15 protein-coding genes and 1 tRNA gene are annotated in these 15244 nt (G+C 39.6%); 9 read left to right on the top strand and 7 right to left on the bottom strand.

Going from position 1 to position 15244, the window contains the following annotated elements; genetic code table 11:
* Nucleotides 1–43: 43 nt before the first annotated feature.
* Nucleotides 44–787, top strand: a complete 744-nt coding sequence (locus AC4CU0_RS09725) for a tetratricopeptide repeat protein (RefSeq protein ID WP_490743032.1) — start codon at nt 44–46, stop codon at nt 785–787.
* Between the two features lie 234 nt (nt 788–1021).
* Complete coding sequence (locus AC4CU0_RS09720) at nt 1022–1954, top strand: IS5 family transposase (RefSeq protein WP_490743031.1); 933 nt, start codon at nt 1022–1024, stop codon at nt 1952–1954.
* A 377-nt stretch (nt 1955–2331) separates the two neighbouring features.
* On the opposite strand, the gene AC4CU0_RS09715 is transcribed toward AC4CU0_RS09720, so the two are convergent.
* A tRNA-Ile gene (locus AC4CU0_RS09715) sits at nt 2332–2408 on the bottom strand.
* Between the two features lie 368 nt (nt 2409–2776).
* Between AC4CU0_RS09715 and AC4CU0_RS09710 the strand changes: the two genes are divergently transcribed.
* The gene (locus AC4CU0_RS09710) at nt 2777–4981 is read left to right on the top strand and encodes an OsmC domain/YcaO domain-containing protein (RefSeq protein WP_490743030.1); all 2205 of its coding nucleotides are present in this window, start codon (nt 2777–2779) and stop codon (nt 4979–4981) included.
* A gap of 535 nt (nt 4982–5516) precedes the next feature.
* The gene (locus AC4CU0_RS09705) at nt 5517–5741 is read left to right on the top strand and encodes a hypothetical protein (protein WP_180007368.1); all 225 of its coding nucleotides are present in this window, start codon (nt 5517–5519) and stop codon (nt 5739–5741) included.
* A 125-nt stretch (nt 5742–5866) separates the two neighbouring features.
* Here AC4CU0_RS09705 and bioB read toward each other — a convergent pair whose 3' ends face one another.
* A complete protein-coding gene (gene bioB / locus AC4CU0_RS09700; protein ID WP_180077588.1) occupies nt 5867–6859 on the bottom strand; it encodes a biotin synthase BioB in 993 nt (330 codons plus the stop codon).
* Between the two features lie 277 nt (nt 6860–7136).
* Nucleotides 7137–8231: a tRNA epoxyqueuosine(34) reductase QueG gene (gene queG, locus AC4CU0_RS09695; RefSeq protein ID WP_111885754.1), complete on the bottom strand. Its 1095-nt coding sequence runs from the start codon at nt 8229–8231 to the stop codon at nt 7137–7139.
* Between the two features lie 20 nt (nt 8232–8251).
* Between queG and AC4CU0_RS09690 the strand changes: the two genes are divergently transcribed.
* Nucleotides 8252–9739: an NAD(P)H-hydrate dehydratase gene (locus tag AC4CU0_RS09690; protein ID WP_180177482.1), complete on the top strand. Its 1488-nt coding sequence runs from the start codon at nt 8252–8254 to the stop codon at nt 9737–9739.
* A gap of 1 nt (nt 9740) precedes the next feature.
* On the top strand, nt 9741–10016 hold the full coding sequence (locus AC4CU0_RS09685; RefSeq protein WP_078192889.1) for an acylphosphatase: 276 nt from the start codon (nt 9741–9743) through the stop codon (nt 10014–10016).
* A 70-nt stretch (nt 10017–10086) separates the two neighbouring features.
* Here the strand turns inward: AC4CU0_RS09685 and ruvC are convergent, their stop codons facing one another.
* Nucleotides 10087–10632 (bottom strand): crossover junction endodeoxyribonuclease RuvC, encoded by a 546-nt coding sequence (ruvC, locus tag AC4CU0_RS09680; RefSeq protein WP_078189034.1) that lies wholly within the window; start codon nt 10630–10632, stop codon nt 10087–10089.
* 131 nt (nt 10633–10763) lie between these two features.
* Here ruvC and AC4CU0_RS09675 point away from each other — a divergent pair, with 131 nt between their 5' ends.
* Together AC4CU0_RS09675 and AC4CU0_RS09670 are read left to right on the top strand one after the other, a co-directional pair.
* Nucleotides 10764–11336 carry an FxsA family protein gene (locus tag AC4CU0_RS09675; protein WP_078192890.1) on the top strand — a complete coding sequence of 191 codons (573 nt, stop codon included), beginning with the start codon at nt 10764–10766 and terminating at the stop codon, nt 11334–11336.
* Nucleotides 11337–11480: 144 nt separating this feature from the next.
* Nucleotides 11481–12128: a LysE family transporter gene (locus AC4CU0_RS09670; protein ID WP_490743029.1), complete on the top strand. Its 648-nt coding sequence runs from the start codon at nt 11481–11483 to the stop codon at nt 12126–12128.
* 69 nt (nt 12129–12197) lie between these two features.
* Here the strand turns inward: AC4CU0_RS09670 and AC4CU0_RS09665 are convergent, their stop codons facing one another.
* The 3 genes from AC4CU0_RS09665 to ahpF all read right to left on the bottom strand — a co-directional run bounded on the left by AC4CU0_RS09665 (nt 12198) and on the right by ahpF (nt 14702).
* Nucleotides 12198–12392, bottom strand: coding sequence for a hypothetical protein (locus AC4CU0_RS09665; RefSeq protein WP_180162997.1), 195 nt, complete (start codon nt 12390–12392; stop codon nt 12198–12200).
* Between the two features lie 235 nt (nt 12393–12627).
* Entirely contained in the window at nt 12628–12870 is a 243-nt protein-coding gene (locus tag AC4CU0_RS09660) for a hypothetical protein (RefSeq protein WP_078192893.1), read from the bottom strand.
* A 266-nt stretch (nt 12871–13136) separates the two neighbouring features.
* Nucleotides 13137–14702 (bottom strand): alkyl hydroperoxide reductase subunit F, encoded by a 1566-nt coding sequence (gene ahpF / locus AC4CU0_RS09655; RefSeq protein WP_490743028.1) that lies wholly within the window; start codon nt 14700–14702, stop codon nt 13137–13139.
* A 283-nt stretch (nt 14703–14985) separates the two neighbouring features.
* Between ahpF and AC4CU0_RS09650 the strand changes: the two genes are divergently transcribed.
* Nucleotides 14986–15204: a DUF1653 domain-containing protein gene (locus AC4CU0_RS09650; RefSeq protein WP_168378866.1), complete on the top strand. Its 219-nt coding sequence runs from the start codon at nt 14986–14988 to the stop codon at nt 15202–15204.
* The last annotated feature ends 40 nt before the right edge of the window (nt 15205–15244 follow it).

Below are 15244 nucleotides of genomic sequence, written 5' to 3'. Positions count from 1 at the left end.
GTATTCAAATAATTTTCTGTAATTTATAAGAGATAGCATAATAATGCTCAAAAATAAAGTTCTGTTTATTTCCGCTATAAGCATTGTTATATGTAGCTTAATTGCTTGTACAAATTTGAATAAACAAGACAAGTTCCCTACGCTCGAGGAAGAGTGTAAATTAGCAGGAAGTAGTAGTAAGCAGTGTGAAATTCTTAATTTAAAAGATTTATCCTTAGATGAAAAAGAGAATCTAATGGGATGGGTCTATCTAAATGGGTTAGATAATATCAAACCTAATTATGATAAAGCTTACTATTGGTTTGAAAAGGCTGCAAAAGCTAATAACCATGAAGCTATAAATTCATTAGGTATGATTTATTTTGCTGGGTTAGGAAAAGATAAGGATTTTCAAAAGGCTGAAGAATGTTTTTTAGAAGCAAATAGGTATGGTAACAAAGATGCTAAATTGAACTTGGCAGAACTATATAGAGTTAAAGATTTTGGTCGATCACCAGATTTTGAAAAAGCAGAGCGTTGGTATTTATTAGGAGTCCAAGATAATCCTTCACGGGCATATGAGGGGTTGTCAAAAATGTACTTGGATCAGGAAAACTATGAAAAGGCATTTAGTTTCTCTGGAAAAGCTGCTGAACTAGGTAATCCTGAAGCACAATATAATTTAGGGGTTTTCTTTGAGCAAGGCGTGTATGTAAAAAAAGATAAAAAGCTAGCTGAGTTTTGGTATGAAAAAGCAGCTAAGCAAGGACATTTGAACGCAATTAATAATTTAAATATTCTTAGATAAAAATAAATGGAAAGGCTTCATTATGTAATCATTTTTATCATAATGAAGCTTTATTTTCTGGGGTTATATGAAAAGATACTGTTTGATAGGTTTTTTAAATAAAATTATTTTCTTGTTTTTGTAATTAAAGAGAAAAGTATTAGCAGGTTTTTTTATTTCTTACCAATTATAGTCATTTATGGCTTTGTTGCACAAACCTATCGTTAAGGGCTTATTACACAATATAATTTCCAAATGAACAAGCCTGCACCTAAAATTTATCGTACCACCAATTGGTCTTCTTATAATCGAGCATTAATAAATCGAGGAAATATTTCAATTTGGTTTGACACTAAGACCCAGTGGTATGCACAATCACAAGACAAACATGGACGAAATCAAACTTACTCCGATACTGCTATTCAATGCTGCTTAATGATTAAATCCTTATTCCGTCTATCTTTACGTATGGTCACTGGCTTTGTGCAAAGTCTGATTAAACTTTGTGGATTAAATTGGACCGCACCAGATTACAGTACGCTTTGCAGAAGACAAAAACATATTGATATTGCGATTAGTTATCAAAAAAGCAGTGGTGGGCTTAACTTGCTGGTAGACTCTACCGGTCTAAAGTTTTTAGGTGAAGGTGAATGGAAAAGGAAGAAACATCAGCCTGAATATCGTCGTCAATGGCGTAAATTACATATTGGTATAGATGCTAAAACTCTCCAAATACGTGCAGTTCAGCTTACAACTAACAATGTAAGTGATTCACAGGTACTTGGTGATTTACTCGATCAAATTTCCTTAGATGAACAAATCGATTCTGTTTATACAGATGGTGCTTATGACACAAAACGATGCCGTCAGGTCATTGCAGATCGGCAAGCGCATGCGGTGATTCCACCTAGAAAAAATGCGAAACCATGGAAAGATACAAAGAGTAGCTCGCGAGAGCGAAATGAATTACTTCGAACAGTTACACGTTTAGGCAGGACATTATGGAAAAAATGGTCCGGCTATCATTGCCGAAGTTTGGTCGAAACTAAGATGCATTGCATCAAATTATTGGGGGATAAACTCAGTGCAAGAAAATTTGATAGCCAAGTCAATGAGATCCATGCACGTATAGCCGTGTTAAATAAATTTACCGAGTTAGGTCAACCACATACCCAAGTTATGCCTTAAATTTGGCTCAATCAGGGGCGCTTTGCATTTCAAATCTTTGTGCAACAAAGCCCTTTTGATAAACAACCTAAATGGCTTCAGAGTGTGGAGTATGAATGTCAGGTCGCGGAAGATGACCCGTACATCGTTGATGCATTTACGACTTATCGGTTAGATACTTATTTTCGTGTTATTAAATCTTGATTTTTATACTTAATTTTTAGCCATTTAAAAGTAAAGTGAAGTTAAATTATATAGATCACAAATCCTATAAAGAAAAGCTTTCTATATTACAGTGCAGCTTATTGCAAAAAAGAAATAAAAAACCCATGAATCATTACAATTCATGGGTTTATATATCAAATCATTGCAAAGTTGTGCATATGATTACAAAAAATTGGTGGGCCCACACAGACTTGAACTGTGGACCAACGGATTATGAGTCCGCTGCTCTAACCAACTGAGCTATAGGCCCTATATTCTGAATGTGTTATTTATCAACAAGTTCAGACGCAAAGCATACTAGCGAAGATTTTTTTAAAAGACAAGCCTTTTTCTTCACGGCTGCACACTAACACAACAAATTGGCTGTAGTTGCAGCAGTTGAGCTTGGATTCGACCAAAATGCACAAAGTGTCGAATCCTATCGTGATGTAAATCACGACAAAAGTTATCAAACAGTCAAAATAACCTTATAATAATGCCCATTCTTGTCAGTACCGTGCTCAACAGCGCATAGATTGGTACTGGCCTCACATTTTTAAGTCAATGTCCTACAGTTATTCGGCTTATGTTTTCATTTTTATGTGTTGCACTGACACATAAGAATATTTAGGTGCCCACATGGAAATTAAGGTTAATTATCTCGATAACCTTCGACAAGAAGCCAAATTTGATGACTTCACGGTAATTGCCGACCAACCTATTCGCTATAAAGGCGATGGCTCTGCTCCCGGACCATTCGACTACTTTTTAGCGTCATCAGCATTATGTGCAGCGTATTTTGTAAAAGTGTATTGTGCGGCGCGAGACATTCCGACAGACAATATTCGTTTATCTCAAAACAATATTGTTGATCCTGAAAACCGCTATAAGCAAATTTTCAAAATTCAAGTTGAACTACCTGCGGATATTTCTGAAAAAGACCGTCAAGGCATTTTACGTTCAATTGACCGCTGCACGGTTAAAAAAGTGATTCAAACTGGTCCTGAGTTTGTCATTGAAGAAGTAGAAAGCATTGATGCAGATGCACAAGCTTTACTTATGCCAAATTTAGCGTCAGACAGTACCACGTTTATTCCGGGTAAAGATCTGCCATTAGAAGAAACCATTGCCAATATGTCAGGTATTTTGGCTGGTTTAGGCATGAAAATTGAAATCGCGTCATGGCGTAACATCGTGCCGAATGTTTGGTCTCTACATATTCGTGATGCACAATCGCCAATGTGTTTTACCAATGGTAAAGGCTCAACCAAAGAAAGCGCATTAGCTTCGGCTTTGGGTGAATTTATTGAACGTCTCAATTGCAACTTCTTCTATAACGACCAGTTCTGGGGTGAAGAGATTGCCAATGCTGACTTTGTGCATTACCCAGATGAAAAATGGTTCCAACCCGGCCCAGAAGGCGAGTTACCTACTGAAATCTTAGATGACTATACACGTGAAATTTATAACCCAGAAGATGAGTTATTAGGTACACATCTATATGACACCAATTCAGGAAATATAGCACGCGGTATTTGCTCTCTTCCATTTGTCCGTCAGTCCGACGGTGAAACAGTGTATTTCCCATCAAACTTGATTGAAAATTTATACTTGTCAAACGGGATGAGTGCAGGGAATACCTTGGCTGAGGCTCAAGTGCAATGTTTATCGGAAATCTTTGAGCGTGCGGTCAAACGTGAGATTTTAGAAGGTGAATTGGCTCTACCAGATGTACCAGAAGAGGTTTTAGCCAAATATCCAAGTATTGTTGCAGGTATTCAAGGCTTAGAAGAACAAGGTTTTCCTGTATTGGTAAAAGATGCTTCACTTGGTGGTCAGTACCCTGTGATGTGTGTAACCTTAATGAACCCACGTACAGGTGGGGTATTTGCATCTTTTGGTGCGCACCCTAAACTCGAAGTGGCTTTAGAGCGTAGCTTAACCGAACTTTTACAAGGCCGTAGCTTTGAAGGTCTAAACGATCTACCAAAACCAACGTTTAGCTCAAATGCAGTCACTGAGCCAAATAACTTTGTAGAACACTTTATTGACTCAAGTGGTTTGGTGTCTTGGAAATTCTTTAGCGCACAATCAGACTATGATTTTGTAGAGTGGGATTTCACATCTGAAGGTGAAAATGCCAATGCGGAAGAAGCTGCAGCGATGTTTGCGATTCTAGAAGACATGGGCAAAGAAGCGTATATGGCGGTCTATCAGCATCTTGGTGCTACGGCATGTCGTATTTTAGTTCCGGGTTATTCTGAAGTGTATTTGGTTGAAGACTTGGTTTGGGATAACACCAACAAAGCTTTGGACTTCCGTGAGGATATTTTAAACATTCATCGTCTAGATGAAGACGAGTTAGTGTCATTGGTTGAGCGCTTAGAAGAGCTTGAAGTGGATGACTACACGGATATTGTGACGCTCATCGGGATTGAGTTTGATGACAATACCGTATGGGGTCAATTAACGGTTCTTGAGCTCAAACTACTGATCTATATTGCGCTACAAGAGTTTGAAGAAGCAAAAGAGTTGGTCGAAACCTTCCTTCAATACAACACCAATACGGTCGAACGTGGTTTGTTCTATCAATGTATGAATGTGGTTTTAGAAGTTGAATTGGACGATGACTTAGATCTCAATGACTATGAACATAATTTCCGTCGTATGTTTGGTGACGAACGTATGGATGCAGTGATTGGTTCAATGGATGGCAGTCTTCGCTTCTACGGTTTAACTGAAACCAATATGCAACTTGAAGGTTTAGATCGTCATTTACGCCTGATTGATAGCTATAAAAAATTGCATGCTGCACGTGCGAAGTTTGCCAGCCAGAACGTTTAAATCTGGGCTTGTGAATAACGTTACTCATGTGATCATCTATTTGAAAAAACTCTCCTAAGGGGGAGTTTTTTTGTGCGAAATTTGCTGAAAATTAATCTATATCTGTGATGTTGATATTAATAAAAATCCTTATAACTCAGGTGAATATAAGGAAGGCTTAAAAATAACCGATTATCCGAAATTGTGTCATTTTAAAGTAAAGATATTTGACTCATTGGAAAAATATGATAATAAATTAGCTATGGCGTGTTTAGGCATGATCATAATATTTCAGGACGAAATATTTAGAAGCACATTAATAAATAAACGGGAGTTTTAACAACATGCTTCAATTATTCAGAAAACTATTTTGCATGCATATTTACGAATACGAGCAAATGGAAGAAATCGGTTCGCACAAGGAATGTCGTAAGTGCGGTGTGACAAAGTAATGCAGAGTCTCAGCCGAAAAAAAGTGAGCGAAAGCTCACTTTTTTAATGCCGGTCAATATTGAAATCATTAAAATAGAAATACATTCACAGTTTTTATGCAGATATGAGTAAAGATTTTCAAGCCGAACGTTATACCGTCGATGCCAATATGGCAGATACCATTGCATGGTTATTACAACATCAGGATTGCTTTGAATCTTTTCATTATGATGTGATTCAGCAGCAATTGGTGGTTCAACATGCTAATGGTCAAGACATTATTCGTGAAGGGGATTATTTAAATGCAGGCTATGGCATTTTAATAACAGCACATAACTTTGTTAAGTAAACGATATATTTTCCCTATTCATGGTGATTTAGCCATTTCATTTGTTCGCACCATCTCTTGCATTGCACTTTGATACCTATCACTGATCATTCAATTGAACTAAGCCCCGAACTTCGGGGCTTATTTTAAGCCATTTGCATGGCATCAGTTGAAAGCTGTGCAGCAGTTGGTTTGGGCTGTTCAGCCACTAAACCGAGTTTGCTAAATAAAAGCTGATCTTTGCCTTCGCCTGCATTTGGCGTGGTCAGCAGTTTTTCACCAGAAAAGAGTGAATTTGCACCTGCCATAAATGCCAAAGCTTGTTCTGAATCACTCAGAGATTCACGACCTGCAGAGAGTCGAATATAGCTTTTTGGCATAATGATCCGTGCGACTGCAATGGTGCGAATCCATTCGATGACATCGAGTTTCTCAACCTCTGCAAGTGGGGTACCTTGAATAGGGACAAGGAGATTAATCGGCACGGATTCAGGATGAATCGGCAGCGTTGCCAACTCCATCAAAAAGGCAATACGGTCATCACGGCTTTCACCTAAGCCCACAATTCCGCCGCTACAGATTTTCATTCCAGATTGGCGCACATAGTCTAGCGTCGTTAAACGGTCATCATAGCTACGTGTGCTAATGACATTGGGATAATACTCACGGGAAGTATCGAGGTTATGGTTGTAATAATCTAAGCCTGCCTCATGTAGGCGCTCTGCCTGAGATTGATTTAGCATGCCAAGGGTCATACAGGTTTCAAGTCCCAGTGCTTTGACTTCACGCACCATTTCTAGCACATAGGGCATATCCCGTTCATGTGGATTGCGCCATGCAGCGCCCATACAAAAACGTGAAGAACCTGAGGCAAGTGCAGCTTTCGCTTCATTGATGACTTTTTCCACAGCCAGACGTTTTTCAGCTTCTAATCCGGAGTCATAATGTGCAGACTGAGAGCAATATTTGCAGTCTTCAGGGCACTTACCGGTTTTAATCGAAAGTAAGGTGCTAACTTGAATATGATTGGCTTGGAAATATTCACGGTGAATGGTCTGTGCTTGGAATAATAAATCCATCAATGGTTGTTGATACAACTCTTGTATTTCTGGATGTGTCCAGTCATTTCGGTAGCTCATAAATGATCCATATTTTCTGCCTGATGCAGATCATCATACGTAAAATTTGCAGACTTCCAAGACTATTTTGTAACATTGAAAGTTGGCTAAAATGCATTGAAATGACTTTTTTAAAGAACTTTTGATATTTAAGATGCTTACAAAGTTGTGTTAAATGACAGCACAATCGCAGCAATGTTTATTTTGAACTAAAAAATTAATTTTCTTTGATTGCGTCACTAAGTTTTAGCTTAAAAGAAAACTTTGTAAGGATCTGGAAAATATAGAATCAAATCCATTAAAGCATCTTTGAGTTTTGTTCTGCAATTGCCCAATCAATATGAACTTGCACAATCGCGTCATGTTTTTCGCGAGAATTTTTTAATGATTGCACAATATTTGAACTATATGGTGCATTGCCTAAGCCAATAGCGATATTTCGCATAAAGCTTTGATAGCCTGTTCGTCGGATAGGACTGCCTTCCGTACAGCTTAAAAAGGTGGCTTCATCCCATTGCCACAGATCTAATAAACTCACTTGGTCGAGACCATGACGTGGATAAAAGTCCTCAATTTGAGTTTTATGCGCAAAGCTATTCCATGGACAGATAAGTTGACAGTCATCACAGCCAAACACACGGTTGCCAATGCCACGGCGTAATTCTTCAGGAATGATGCCTTTATATTCGATGGTTAAGTAGGCAATGCATTTACGTGCATCTAACATATAGGGCTCAACGATGGCCTGAGTTGGACAGATATCAATACAGGCTGTGCATGAACCACAATGTTTGGTTGCGGGTGAGTCAAAAGGCAAATCGAGTGATGTAAACAGCTCACCTAATACAAAAAATGAGCCTGATTTTTTATGGATCAGTAAGGTGTGTTTGCCTGTCCAGCCCATGCCTGCATTTTCAGCTAAGGATTTTTCAAACACTGGTGCAGAGTCGGCAAAGGGTCTAGATTCAAAATCTCCGATTTTTTCACGGATAATATTCGACAAAGTTTTTAAACGACCACGCATGACTTTGTGGTAGTCACGACCTCGTGCATAGCGTGCAATGATGGCTGCATTTGGCTCATCAGGAACATAACGTGGTTTTGGGGTTTCGACCAAATAATCCATGCGGACACAAATGATACTGCGGGTGCCGGGGACTAAAAGTGCTGGATTGGCACGTTTTTCAAGGTTTTCCTCTAGGAATTTCATATCGCCGTGATAACCACGTTCTAAATATTCTTTAAAACGAGGGAGTTCCTCTTGAGCATCTGGCTTTGCGATGACACAATCAGAAAAACCTAAATTTAAGGCTTGTGCTTTAATCCATGCTTTTAGGGTTTCTGGATCATATTGATCGACAGGAATTTTTTGTGCAGGAGTTGAAGCGGCCATAATCATAACAAGGAAAAACAATGCGTCTGCAAGTTTACCATAGCCCTGTTTATCTTAGCCAAAGTATTCAAGCTTGGGAGCAGCGTTGGTTTGCTCAGCACAATAGCAGTTATGGTCTGATGCAGCAGGTCGCATGGTCGATTGCTCAGCAACTCATTCCAATGTTAAAGCAGCAAAATTTAAAAAATATTGCCGTATGTTGTGGGCAGGGTAACAACGCAGGTGATGGATATCTTACAGCGCAATACCTACAGCAAGCAGGCTTTCAAGTCGATATCTATGCCGCTGAAATTGGAGCATCGAAGGACTTACATTGTGCAGTACAGGAAGCATTAGATCACAAGCTCAAGATCTATACACATTTTGATTTTCAGCGTGATTATGACGTCTACATCGACGCATTATTTGGTATTGGACTCAATCGTGAACTTTCTAATGAATGGCAAGCCATTATTCAACGATTGAATGCATGCATGGGACTCAAAGTTGCGATTGATATTCCAAGCGGATTACATGCCAATACAGGGCAGCCTTTACCCATCGCATTTCAAGCCGATTATACATTTACGGCATTGGGTCTAAAAGCAGGGTTATTTACAGGCCAAGCGAAGGAATATGCAGGTGAAGTTTCGGTGATAGCATGCATACCGACTGATATTAAGCTTGAGCCACTTGCGTATTTGTCACCGCAGAAAATCACTTTACCTGAGCGACAAGCTTTTGGTCATAAAGGCAGTTATGGCCATGTTTTGGTTGTTGGTGGACATGCTGAAATGGGTGGGGCGGTGATTATGGCTGCTGAGGCTGCATTCCATGCAGGTGCAGGTAAGGTCACGGTTGTTTGTGATGCACGACATCACACCGCAATTTTGGCGCGCGCACCGAATATTATGCTACGCGATATCAATGCTTTAAATACAGAAGCGATTCGGCAACTGATCGATCATGTCGATGCGATTAGCTTTGGCATGGGGCTTGGTCGTGACAATTGGGCACAACAGCAGTTTCAGTCATGGTTTCCATTGATTCAGCAGTCAACCTTGGAAATTGTTTTGGATGCAGATGCCTTGTGGTTTCTAGCTGAAACACCTGAAAAATTGAATACACGCACCTATGCAACGCCACATCCGGGTGAGGCTGCAAAATTATTGGGTCTATCTACTGCAGAAGTTGAAGCGGATCGTGTACAAGCAATTCAACATTTAAAAGAAAAATTTCAAGGTCAATGGGTGCTTAAAGGGGCAGGCAGCTTGATACTTGAAGATCAACTTTGGATTTGCACCGTAGGTAATGCAGGAATGGGGACAGGCGGTATGGGAGATGTGCTTGCGGGGATGATTGCAAGTTTAAAAGCACAATTTCATCAGCAAATTCATCTGCATGAAATCGTAAGCCTGCATGCTTTAGCAGGTGATGTATTGGCGAAGTCGGGGATGCGTGGTTTGCAAGCACAGGATATGGCCCAAGCGGTTTATCATGTGGTTAATCATTCAGGAGTTGAAGACTAAAATGCATGCAGTTAAATTGCGAATTCAAGGTAAAGTGCAGGGTGTTGGTTATCGTCGTTGGTTTGAACAGCAAGCGATTGCACTTGGTTTAAATGGCTATGTGAAAAATCTAGCGACGGGCGAAGTTGAAGCGCTGATTATTGGAACTGAAGACGCCATTCATAAAATACTGAAACACAGTCTGGTGGGGCCTTTACGAGCAGACGTGACTAAAATCGATCAGCAAGAAATTCCAATGCATGAATTAGACTATAGTGGTTTTAAAATGATTCGCTAAGTTTGATCACTAGATTGAGTGGGCTTTTGAAAACAATCTGAATTACTGAGCTATATGATTTGACGAATATTTATCGACGTCGAGTGCTTACACGGCTTCGGCCACGAGCCATACCACCTAAGGCATTCAGTACAGCCATTTTACTCATACTACCAGACGCATGCGCATGACAAATTGCGGCAGCCAAAGCATCGGCTGCATCCTGCTGGGGTTTGATGCTTAGGTTCAGAATGCGCATAACCATCATTTGGACTTGTTCTTTATCAGCAGCCCCATAGCCGACCACAGATTGTTTGATTTGACGTGCAGTATATTCAGCGACTTGTAAATCTAAATTGGTTAAAGCGGCAATGGCAGCACCGCGTGCTTGACCTAATTTTAAGGCCGAGTCAGGGTTTTGAGCCATAAATACTTGTTCAACCGCAGCTTCAGTAGGCCCGTGAAACTTTACGATGCGATCAATACCAGCAAAAATACGTTTTAAGCGTTCAGGCATTTCTGTCGTTTCGGTACGAATGGTGCCAGCATCGACAAAACGTAGTTTAGAACCATCCTTTTCGATGATGCCGTAACCAGTTAAGCGCGACCCAGGGTCAATACCGATAATTAATGACATGTTTGCCTATTTGCCCTTTAAAAATAAAAATATGCCCATATTGTTACATAAGCGTGTCAAAAAAGCTTGATAGTGATTGAGCAGTTGAACGCAACACCTTAAATTAATTTACTGAGATTTGTTTAATTTTCATGAAATTATTTCTTCTGATTTTAGCAGGCTTGATCCTGGAAGTGTTTGTCTGGATCGGTGTGGGCGACCTCGTCGGCAGCATGTGGTATGTCTTTTTCTGGTTCGTGGCGGCCTTCTTTATAGGGATGAATATTATCCGTAAATATTCATCAGGTCTGATGCCTCAAATGCAGCAAATGCAAGCAGGTCAAATGAGTAATGATCCAGCTTTAACTGGAAATTTACCAAAAATTTTGGCTGGTTTCTTATTGCTGTTACCGGGTCTAATCTCAGATATTATGGCATTACTTATTTTGATTCCACCTGTACAAAATGCCATGAAAGCAGTCATGATGAAAACAATGATGAAGCGTCAGCAAGCCATGATGGAAAAAATGATGGGTGGCATGATGGGCGATATGGGAGGCATGGGCGGTGCTCAAGGTCAGAACCCATTTGCAGATATGATGCGTCAAATGCAAGATATGCAAAATCAGCAATCAGGTCGTGATTCATCCGTTATTGATGGTGAAGCTCGTGAAGTGACGCCAGATGCGAAACAAATTGAACTGAAAGATGTCAATAAAAAATAATTAACTCAGTATGAAAGGCCGAATGTGTATTCGGCTTTTTTTGCGTAAATTTTGATACGGCCTAAAAATAAACCTTGTGTTGCCAACAAAAAAATTGAACAAGCGATATAATCTTCACGTTTTAATTCAAATGAATCAGCTTGCATGTCACTGTTATTCACCATCTGTGCGCTTCATTTTATTGCGCAGTTGAGTCCCGGTCCAGATGTATTATTAATTGCTAAAAGTGCAGCATCAACAACGCGTGCAAATACCTTAAAAATTATTGCGGGGATCTCTGTCGGGATTGTGGTGTGGGTCGTTTTAACCTTATTGGGCTTTACGGTTCTGGTTGAGCAATTTCCATGGATACAACAAGTTTTAATGGCTGTTGGTGGATTTTTCTTGGCGAAAATGGGTTGGGCGATGTTTAGTGGTGGGCTTAAAAGTTTAAATCAAACAGCCAATTTAGAAGATGGGCAGGCCTTAAGTCAGCAGAATACTGAAAATTATTTCTTATTAGGTTTATTTACGAATTTAGCCAATCCGAAAACACTGATCTATTTTAGTAGTGTGTTCTCACTGGCGTTGAGTTCATCAGCCAGTAGTAACCTAAAAGCACAGCTTGCTGTCATCATTCCGATTCAAACTTTTATTGTGTTTAGTCTGTTTATGATGATTATGTCTTTGCCTAAAATTAAAGCACTCTACCAACGTTCGGGTAGTTATATTGATGTGGTTTCAGGGGTGTTATTTTTAATTTTTGCGATTTGGCTGTGGTTCGACGCAATTAGAATGTTCAATCTTCAATAGCTGCAAACATATTGCTGTCAGCAAAGCGAAAGCCAAGTATTAGAACTTGGCTTTTTTTATGTGCCAATTTTATTGCTCTGGATTGGTTTGATCTTGGTCTTTGGATGGTGCTGTATTTGATGGATCTTGTGCATCATCGGTAGTTTCAGCATGATCACGATAACGGTTCGGTTTGAGGGTGGTTTCGGTATTTTCAGAGCCTTTGTATGATCGGCTACGATTGGCGCGTTCACGCAAACCACCTTTTTTGATTAACTGCACCATCGTCTAGAACCTCATTGCTATTGCCATAGTTTAAAGAATTTTCCTCGTGAAGATAAGTGAGCAGGGCGATGCTAGCGCATAAAAAAGCCTGAAATCATTCAGGCTTTCATCATTTTAACTTATCTCTTTGAATGACTTTAAAGCAACTGGATAATAGTGCTTAAATTCAGCTTAGCTAAAATTTTACACATTGCCAGCTTGTTCATAGGGCTGTATTTGGCTGTTGTAAAAAAGCTTAATTTTTACCATCTTGCTTGAGTACTTCAAAGATGTTGAGTTGGGTTGTCGCTTCAGTATCGTGCTGTTGCAAATACACTTGGACACTCTTAAATAGAATGGCAACAGCCAAACAACTGAGTATGCAAAATATCCAAAAGCCATATGGGCTACGGATATTATGCGAGCCACATTCGGAACATTCTTTATCGCTTGAAGCCAATACTTTATTGCAACAAGCACAGTGATATTGATAGTGCATTGCTTTTCTCCATTTAGTCGAATTTGACCAACATTCTTGTTGTTATTGTCAACCATCAATCCGTGATGATTGTTTTATCTTAATGTGCAAATAAGCTACTGTACAAGTTTTAAACGGTTTGTTTTGCTCATTATTGTGTAAGTGAAAAGCGTCATAGAGTTAAATATTTGTTTTATTAATAATTTATAAATGAAACAAGAGATTAATTTTCAGACATAAAAAAAGCCAGTTCGAAAACTGGCTTTTGCTGTTCTGTCTAAATTGAATTATTGACCAGAGCGGATGATGTAATCAAAAGCAGACAATGATGCTTTCGCGCCTTCACCTGTCGCAATGATGATTTGTTTGTAAGGTACTGTTGTACAGTCACCAGCAGCAAATACACCTTTTACATTGGTTTCGTTGCGCTCGTTAATTACGATCTCACCACGGTTTGAAAGTTCAACTGCTGTTTCTTTTAAGAAATCAGTGTTTGGTAACAAACCGATTTGTACAAAGATACCAGCCAATTCAATCGTTTTGATTTCATCAGTTGCACGGTCTTTGTAGTTCAATGCAGTCACTTGTGAACCATCACCGACTACTTCTGTAGATAATGCATTCATGATCACAGTGGTGTTTGGTAAGCTGTTTAACTTGTCTTGAAGGACTTGGTCAGCACGAAGCTTAGTATCAAATTCAACAAGTGTTACATGTTCCACAATACCTGCAAGGTCAATCGCCGCTTCGACACCTGAGTTACCACCACCGATCACTGCAACACGTTTACCTTTGAACAATGGACCGTCACAGTGTGGGCAGTAAGCTACACCACGAGTACGGTATTCTTGCTCACCTGGAACATTCATCTCTCTCCAGCGTGCACCTGTTGAAAGAATCACTGTTTTAGATTCAAGTTTTGCACCATTCTCTAAAGTTACTTCAACTAGACCATTGGCTGTTTGGTCAGCACCTTTGATGTCAGATACACGTTGCAAGTTCATGATGTCCACACCGTACTCACGTACATGTGCTTCCATTTCAGCAGCAAACTTAGGACCTTGTGTCTTTTGAATCGACGTGAAGTTTTCGATGTCCATGGTATCCATGACCTGACCGCCCATGCGTTCAGCCACGATACCTGTTTTAATGCCTTTACGTGCTGCATAGATTGCAGAAGTATTCCCCGCAGGGCCGCCACCAATCACAAGAACATCAAAGGCTTCTTTGGCATTTAACTTTTCAGCATCTTTTGCGGCAGAGTTGGTGTCTAATTTAGCAATGATTTCTTCCAAGGTCATACGACCTTGACCAATGTGCTCACCGTCTTGGAATACCATTGGTACAGCCATGATTTTGCGTTCTTCGACTTCGTCTTGGAAGAATGCACCATCAATCATGGTTGCAGTTGTACCTGGGTTGTAGATCGCAATCAGGTTCAAGGCTTGAACCACATCAGGACAGTTATGGCAGCTGAGTGATACGAACACATCAAAGTCAGTTTTAAGACCTAGACCTTTAATGGTATTCAGTACTTCGTCAGAGACTTTTGGTGCATAGCCTGAGGTTTGTAACAATGCCAAGATCAAAGACGTGAATTCGTGGCCCATAGGCAAACCTGCGAAGAATACACGTGGATTTTCACCTGCTTTTGCAATACCAAAGCTTGGCGCACGGCTGTTGTTACCGTCAAAACGTGCTGTCACTAAATCAGATAAAGCAGCAACTTCAGTTACTAATTCTTTAATTTTGTCTGATTTGTCAGTGCCGTTTAAAGTCGCGACGATTTCAATCGGGCCTTCAAGGCGTTCAAGTAAGGTTTTTAATTGAGCAGAAGTATTTTGATCTAACATTGCTAACGTCTCCAGAGGAGTAAATTTATTTGATGAGAGAATGATAGAACAAACCATTAAATAGGTGAAACGGTTTGTTTTTATAAAATTAATCGGTTTTACAAATTAAATGATTAAATTTCTTTCTAAATCATAAGAATATACCGATGTGAATGCAGTCAATATTGGGCCATTATCGAGAAATGCAAGTTAAATAGTGGAAAAATAAATGAATTCATCGCGCTTTAAGCAAGACAATGCTAGAGTCAACCCTATTGTATTGAGAACTTTTTAGGGAAATGGCATGCAGGTCAAGCAAGGGATTTATCAGCATTATAAAGGTCAGTTGTATCAAGTCTTTCATGTTGCAACACATAGTGAAACGCGTGAAAAAGTTGTGGTCTATCAGTGCTTATATGACGACTATTCAATGTGGATTAGACCATTAGAGATGTTTATGGAAACCGTTGAAATTGATGGTGAAGTAATTCCACGTTTTAAGCTGATCCAAGAAACCCACTGAGCAGATATTTAGCCCTTCAATTTATAAATATGAATGAAAT

Source organism: Acinetobacter sp. LipI_15 (genome assembly GCF_058242865.1).
Note: the sequence above shows the minus strand (reverse complement) of the source record. Positions and strands in the feature narration are given on the sequence as shown.

Bases quoted from the DNA above. Each gene is read 5' to 3' on its own strand.
- ruvC (WP_078189034.1), bottom strand. From the start codon at position 10,632: ATGTCATTAATTATCGGTATTGACCCTGGGTCGCGCTTAACTGGTTAC.
- AC4CU0_RS09665 (WP_180162997.1), bottom strand. From the start codon at position 12,392: ATGGTGCAGTTAATCAAAAAAGGTGGTTTGCGTGAACGCGCCAATCGT.
- AC4CU0_RS09670 (WP_490743029.1), top strand. From the start codon at position 11,481: ATGTCACTGTTATTCACCATCTGTGCGCTTCATTTTATTGCGCAGTTG.
- AC4CU0_RS09675 (WP_078192890.1), top strand. From the start codon at position 10,764: ATGAAATTATTTCTTCTGATTTTAGCAGGCTTGATCCTGGAAGTGTTT.
- bioB (WP_180077588.1), bottom strand. From the start codon at position 6,859: ATGAGCTACCGAAATGACTGGACACATCCAGAAATACAAGAGTTGTAT.
- AC4CU0_RS09690 (WP_180177482.1), top strand. From the start codon at position 8,252: ATGCGTCTGCAAGTTTACCATAGCCCTGTTTATCTTAGCCAAAGTATT.
- AC4CU0_RS09660 (WP_078192893.1), bottom strand. From the start codon at position 12,870: ATGCACTATCAATATCACTGTGCTTGTTGCAATAAAGTATTGGCTTCA.
- AC4CU0_RS09725 (WP_490743032.1), top strand. From the start codon at position 44: ATGCTCAAAAATAAAGTTCTGTTTATTTCCGCTATAAGCATTGTTATA.
- AC4CU0_RS09685 (WP_078192889.1), top strand. From the start codon at position 9,741: ATGCATGCAGTTAAATTGCGAATTCAAGGTAAAGTGCAGGGTGTTGGT.
- ahpF (WP_490743028.1), bottom strand. From the start codon at position 14,702: ATGTTAGATCAAAATACTTCTGCTCAATTAAAAACCTTACTTGAACGC.
- queG (WP_111885754.1), bottom strand. From the start codon at position 8,231: ATGGCCGCTTCAACTCCTGCACAAAAAATTCCTGTCGATCAATATGAT.
- AC4CU0_RS09705 (WP_180007368.1), top strand. From the start codon at position 5,517: ATGAGTAAAGATTTTCAAGCCGAACGTTATACCGTCGATGCCAATATG.
- AC4CU0_RS09720 (WP_490743031.1), top strand. From the start codon at position 1,022: ATGAACAAGCCTGCACCTAAAATTTATCGTACCACCAATTGGTCTTCT.
- AC4CU0_RS09650 (WP_168378866.1), top strand. From the start codon at position 14,986: ATGCAGGTCAAGCAAGGGATTTATCAGCATTATAAAGGTCAGTTGTAT.
- AC4CU0_RS09710 (WP_490743030.1), top strand. From the start codon at position 2,777: ATGGAAATTAAGGTTAATTATCTCGATAACCTTCGACAAGAAGCCAAA.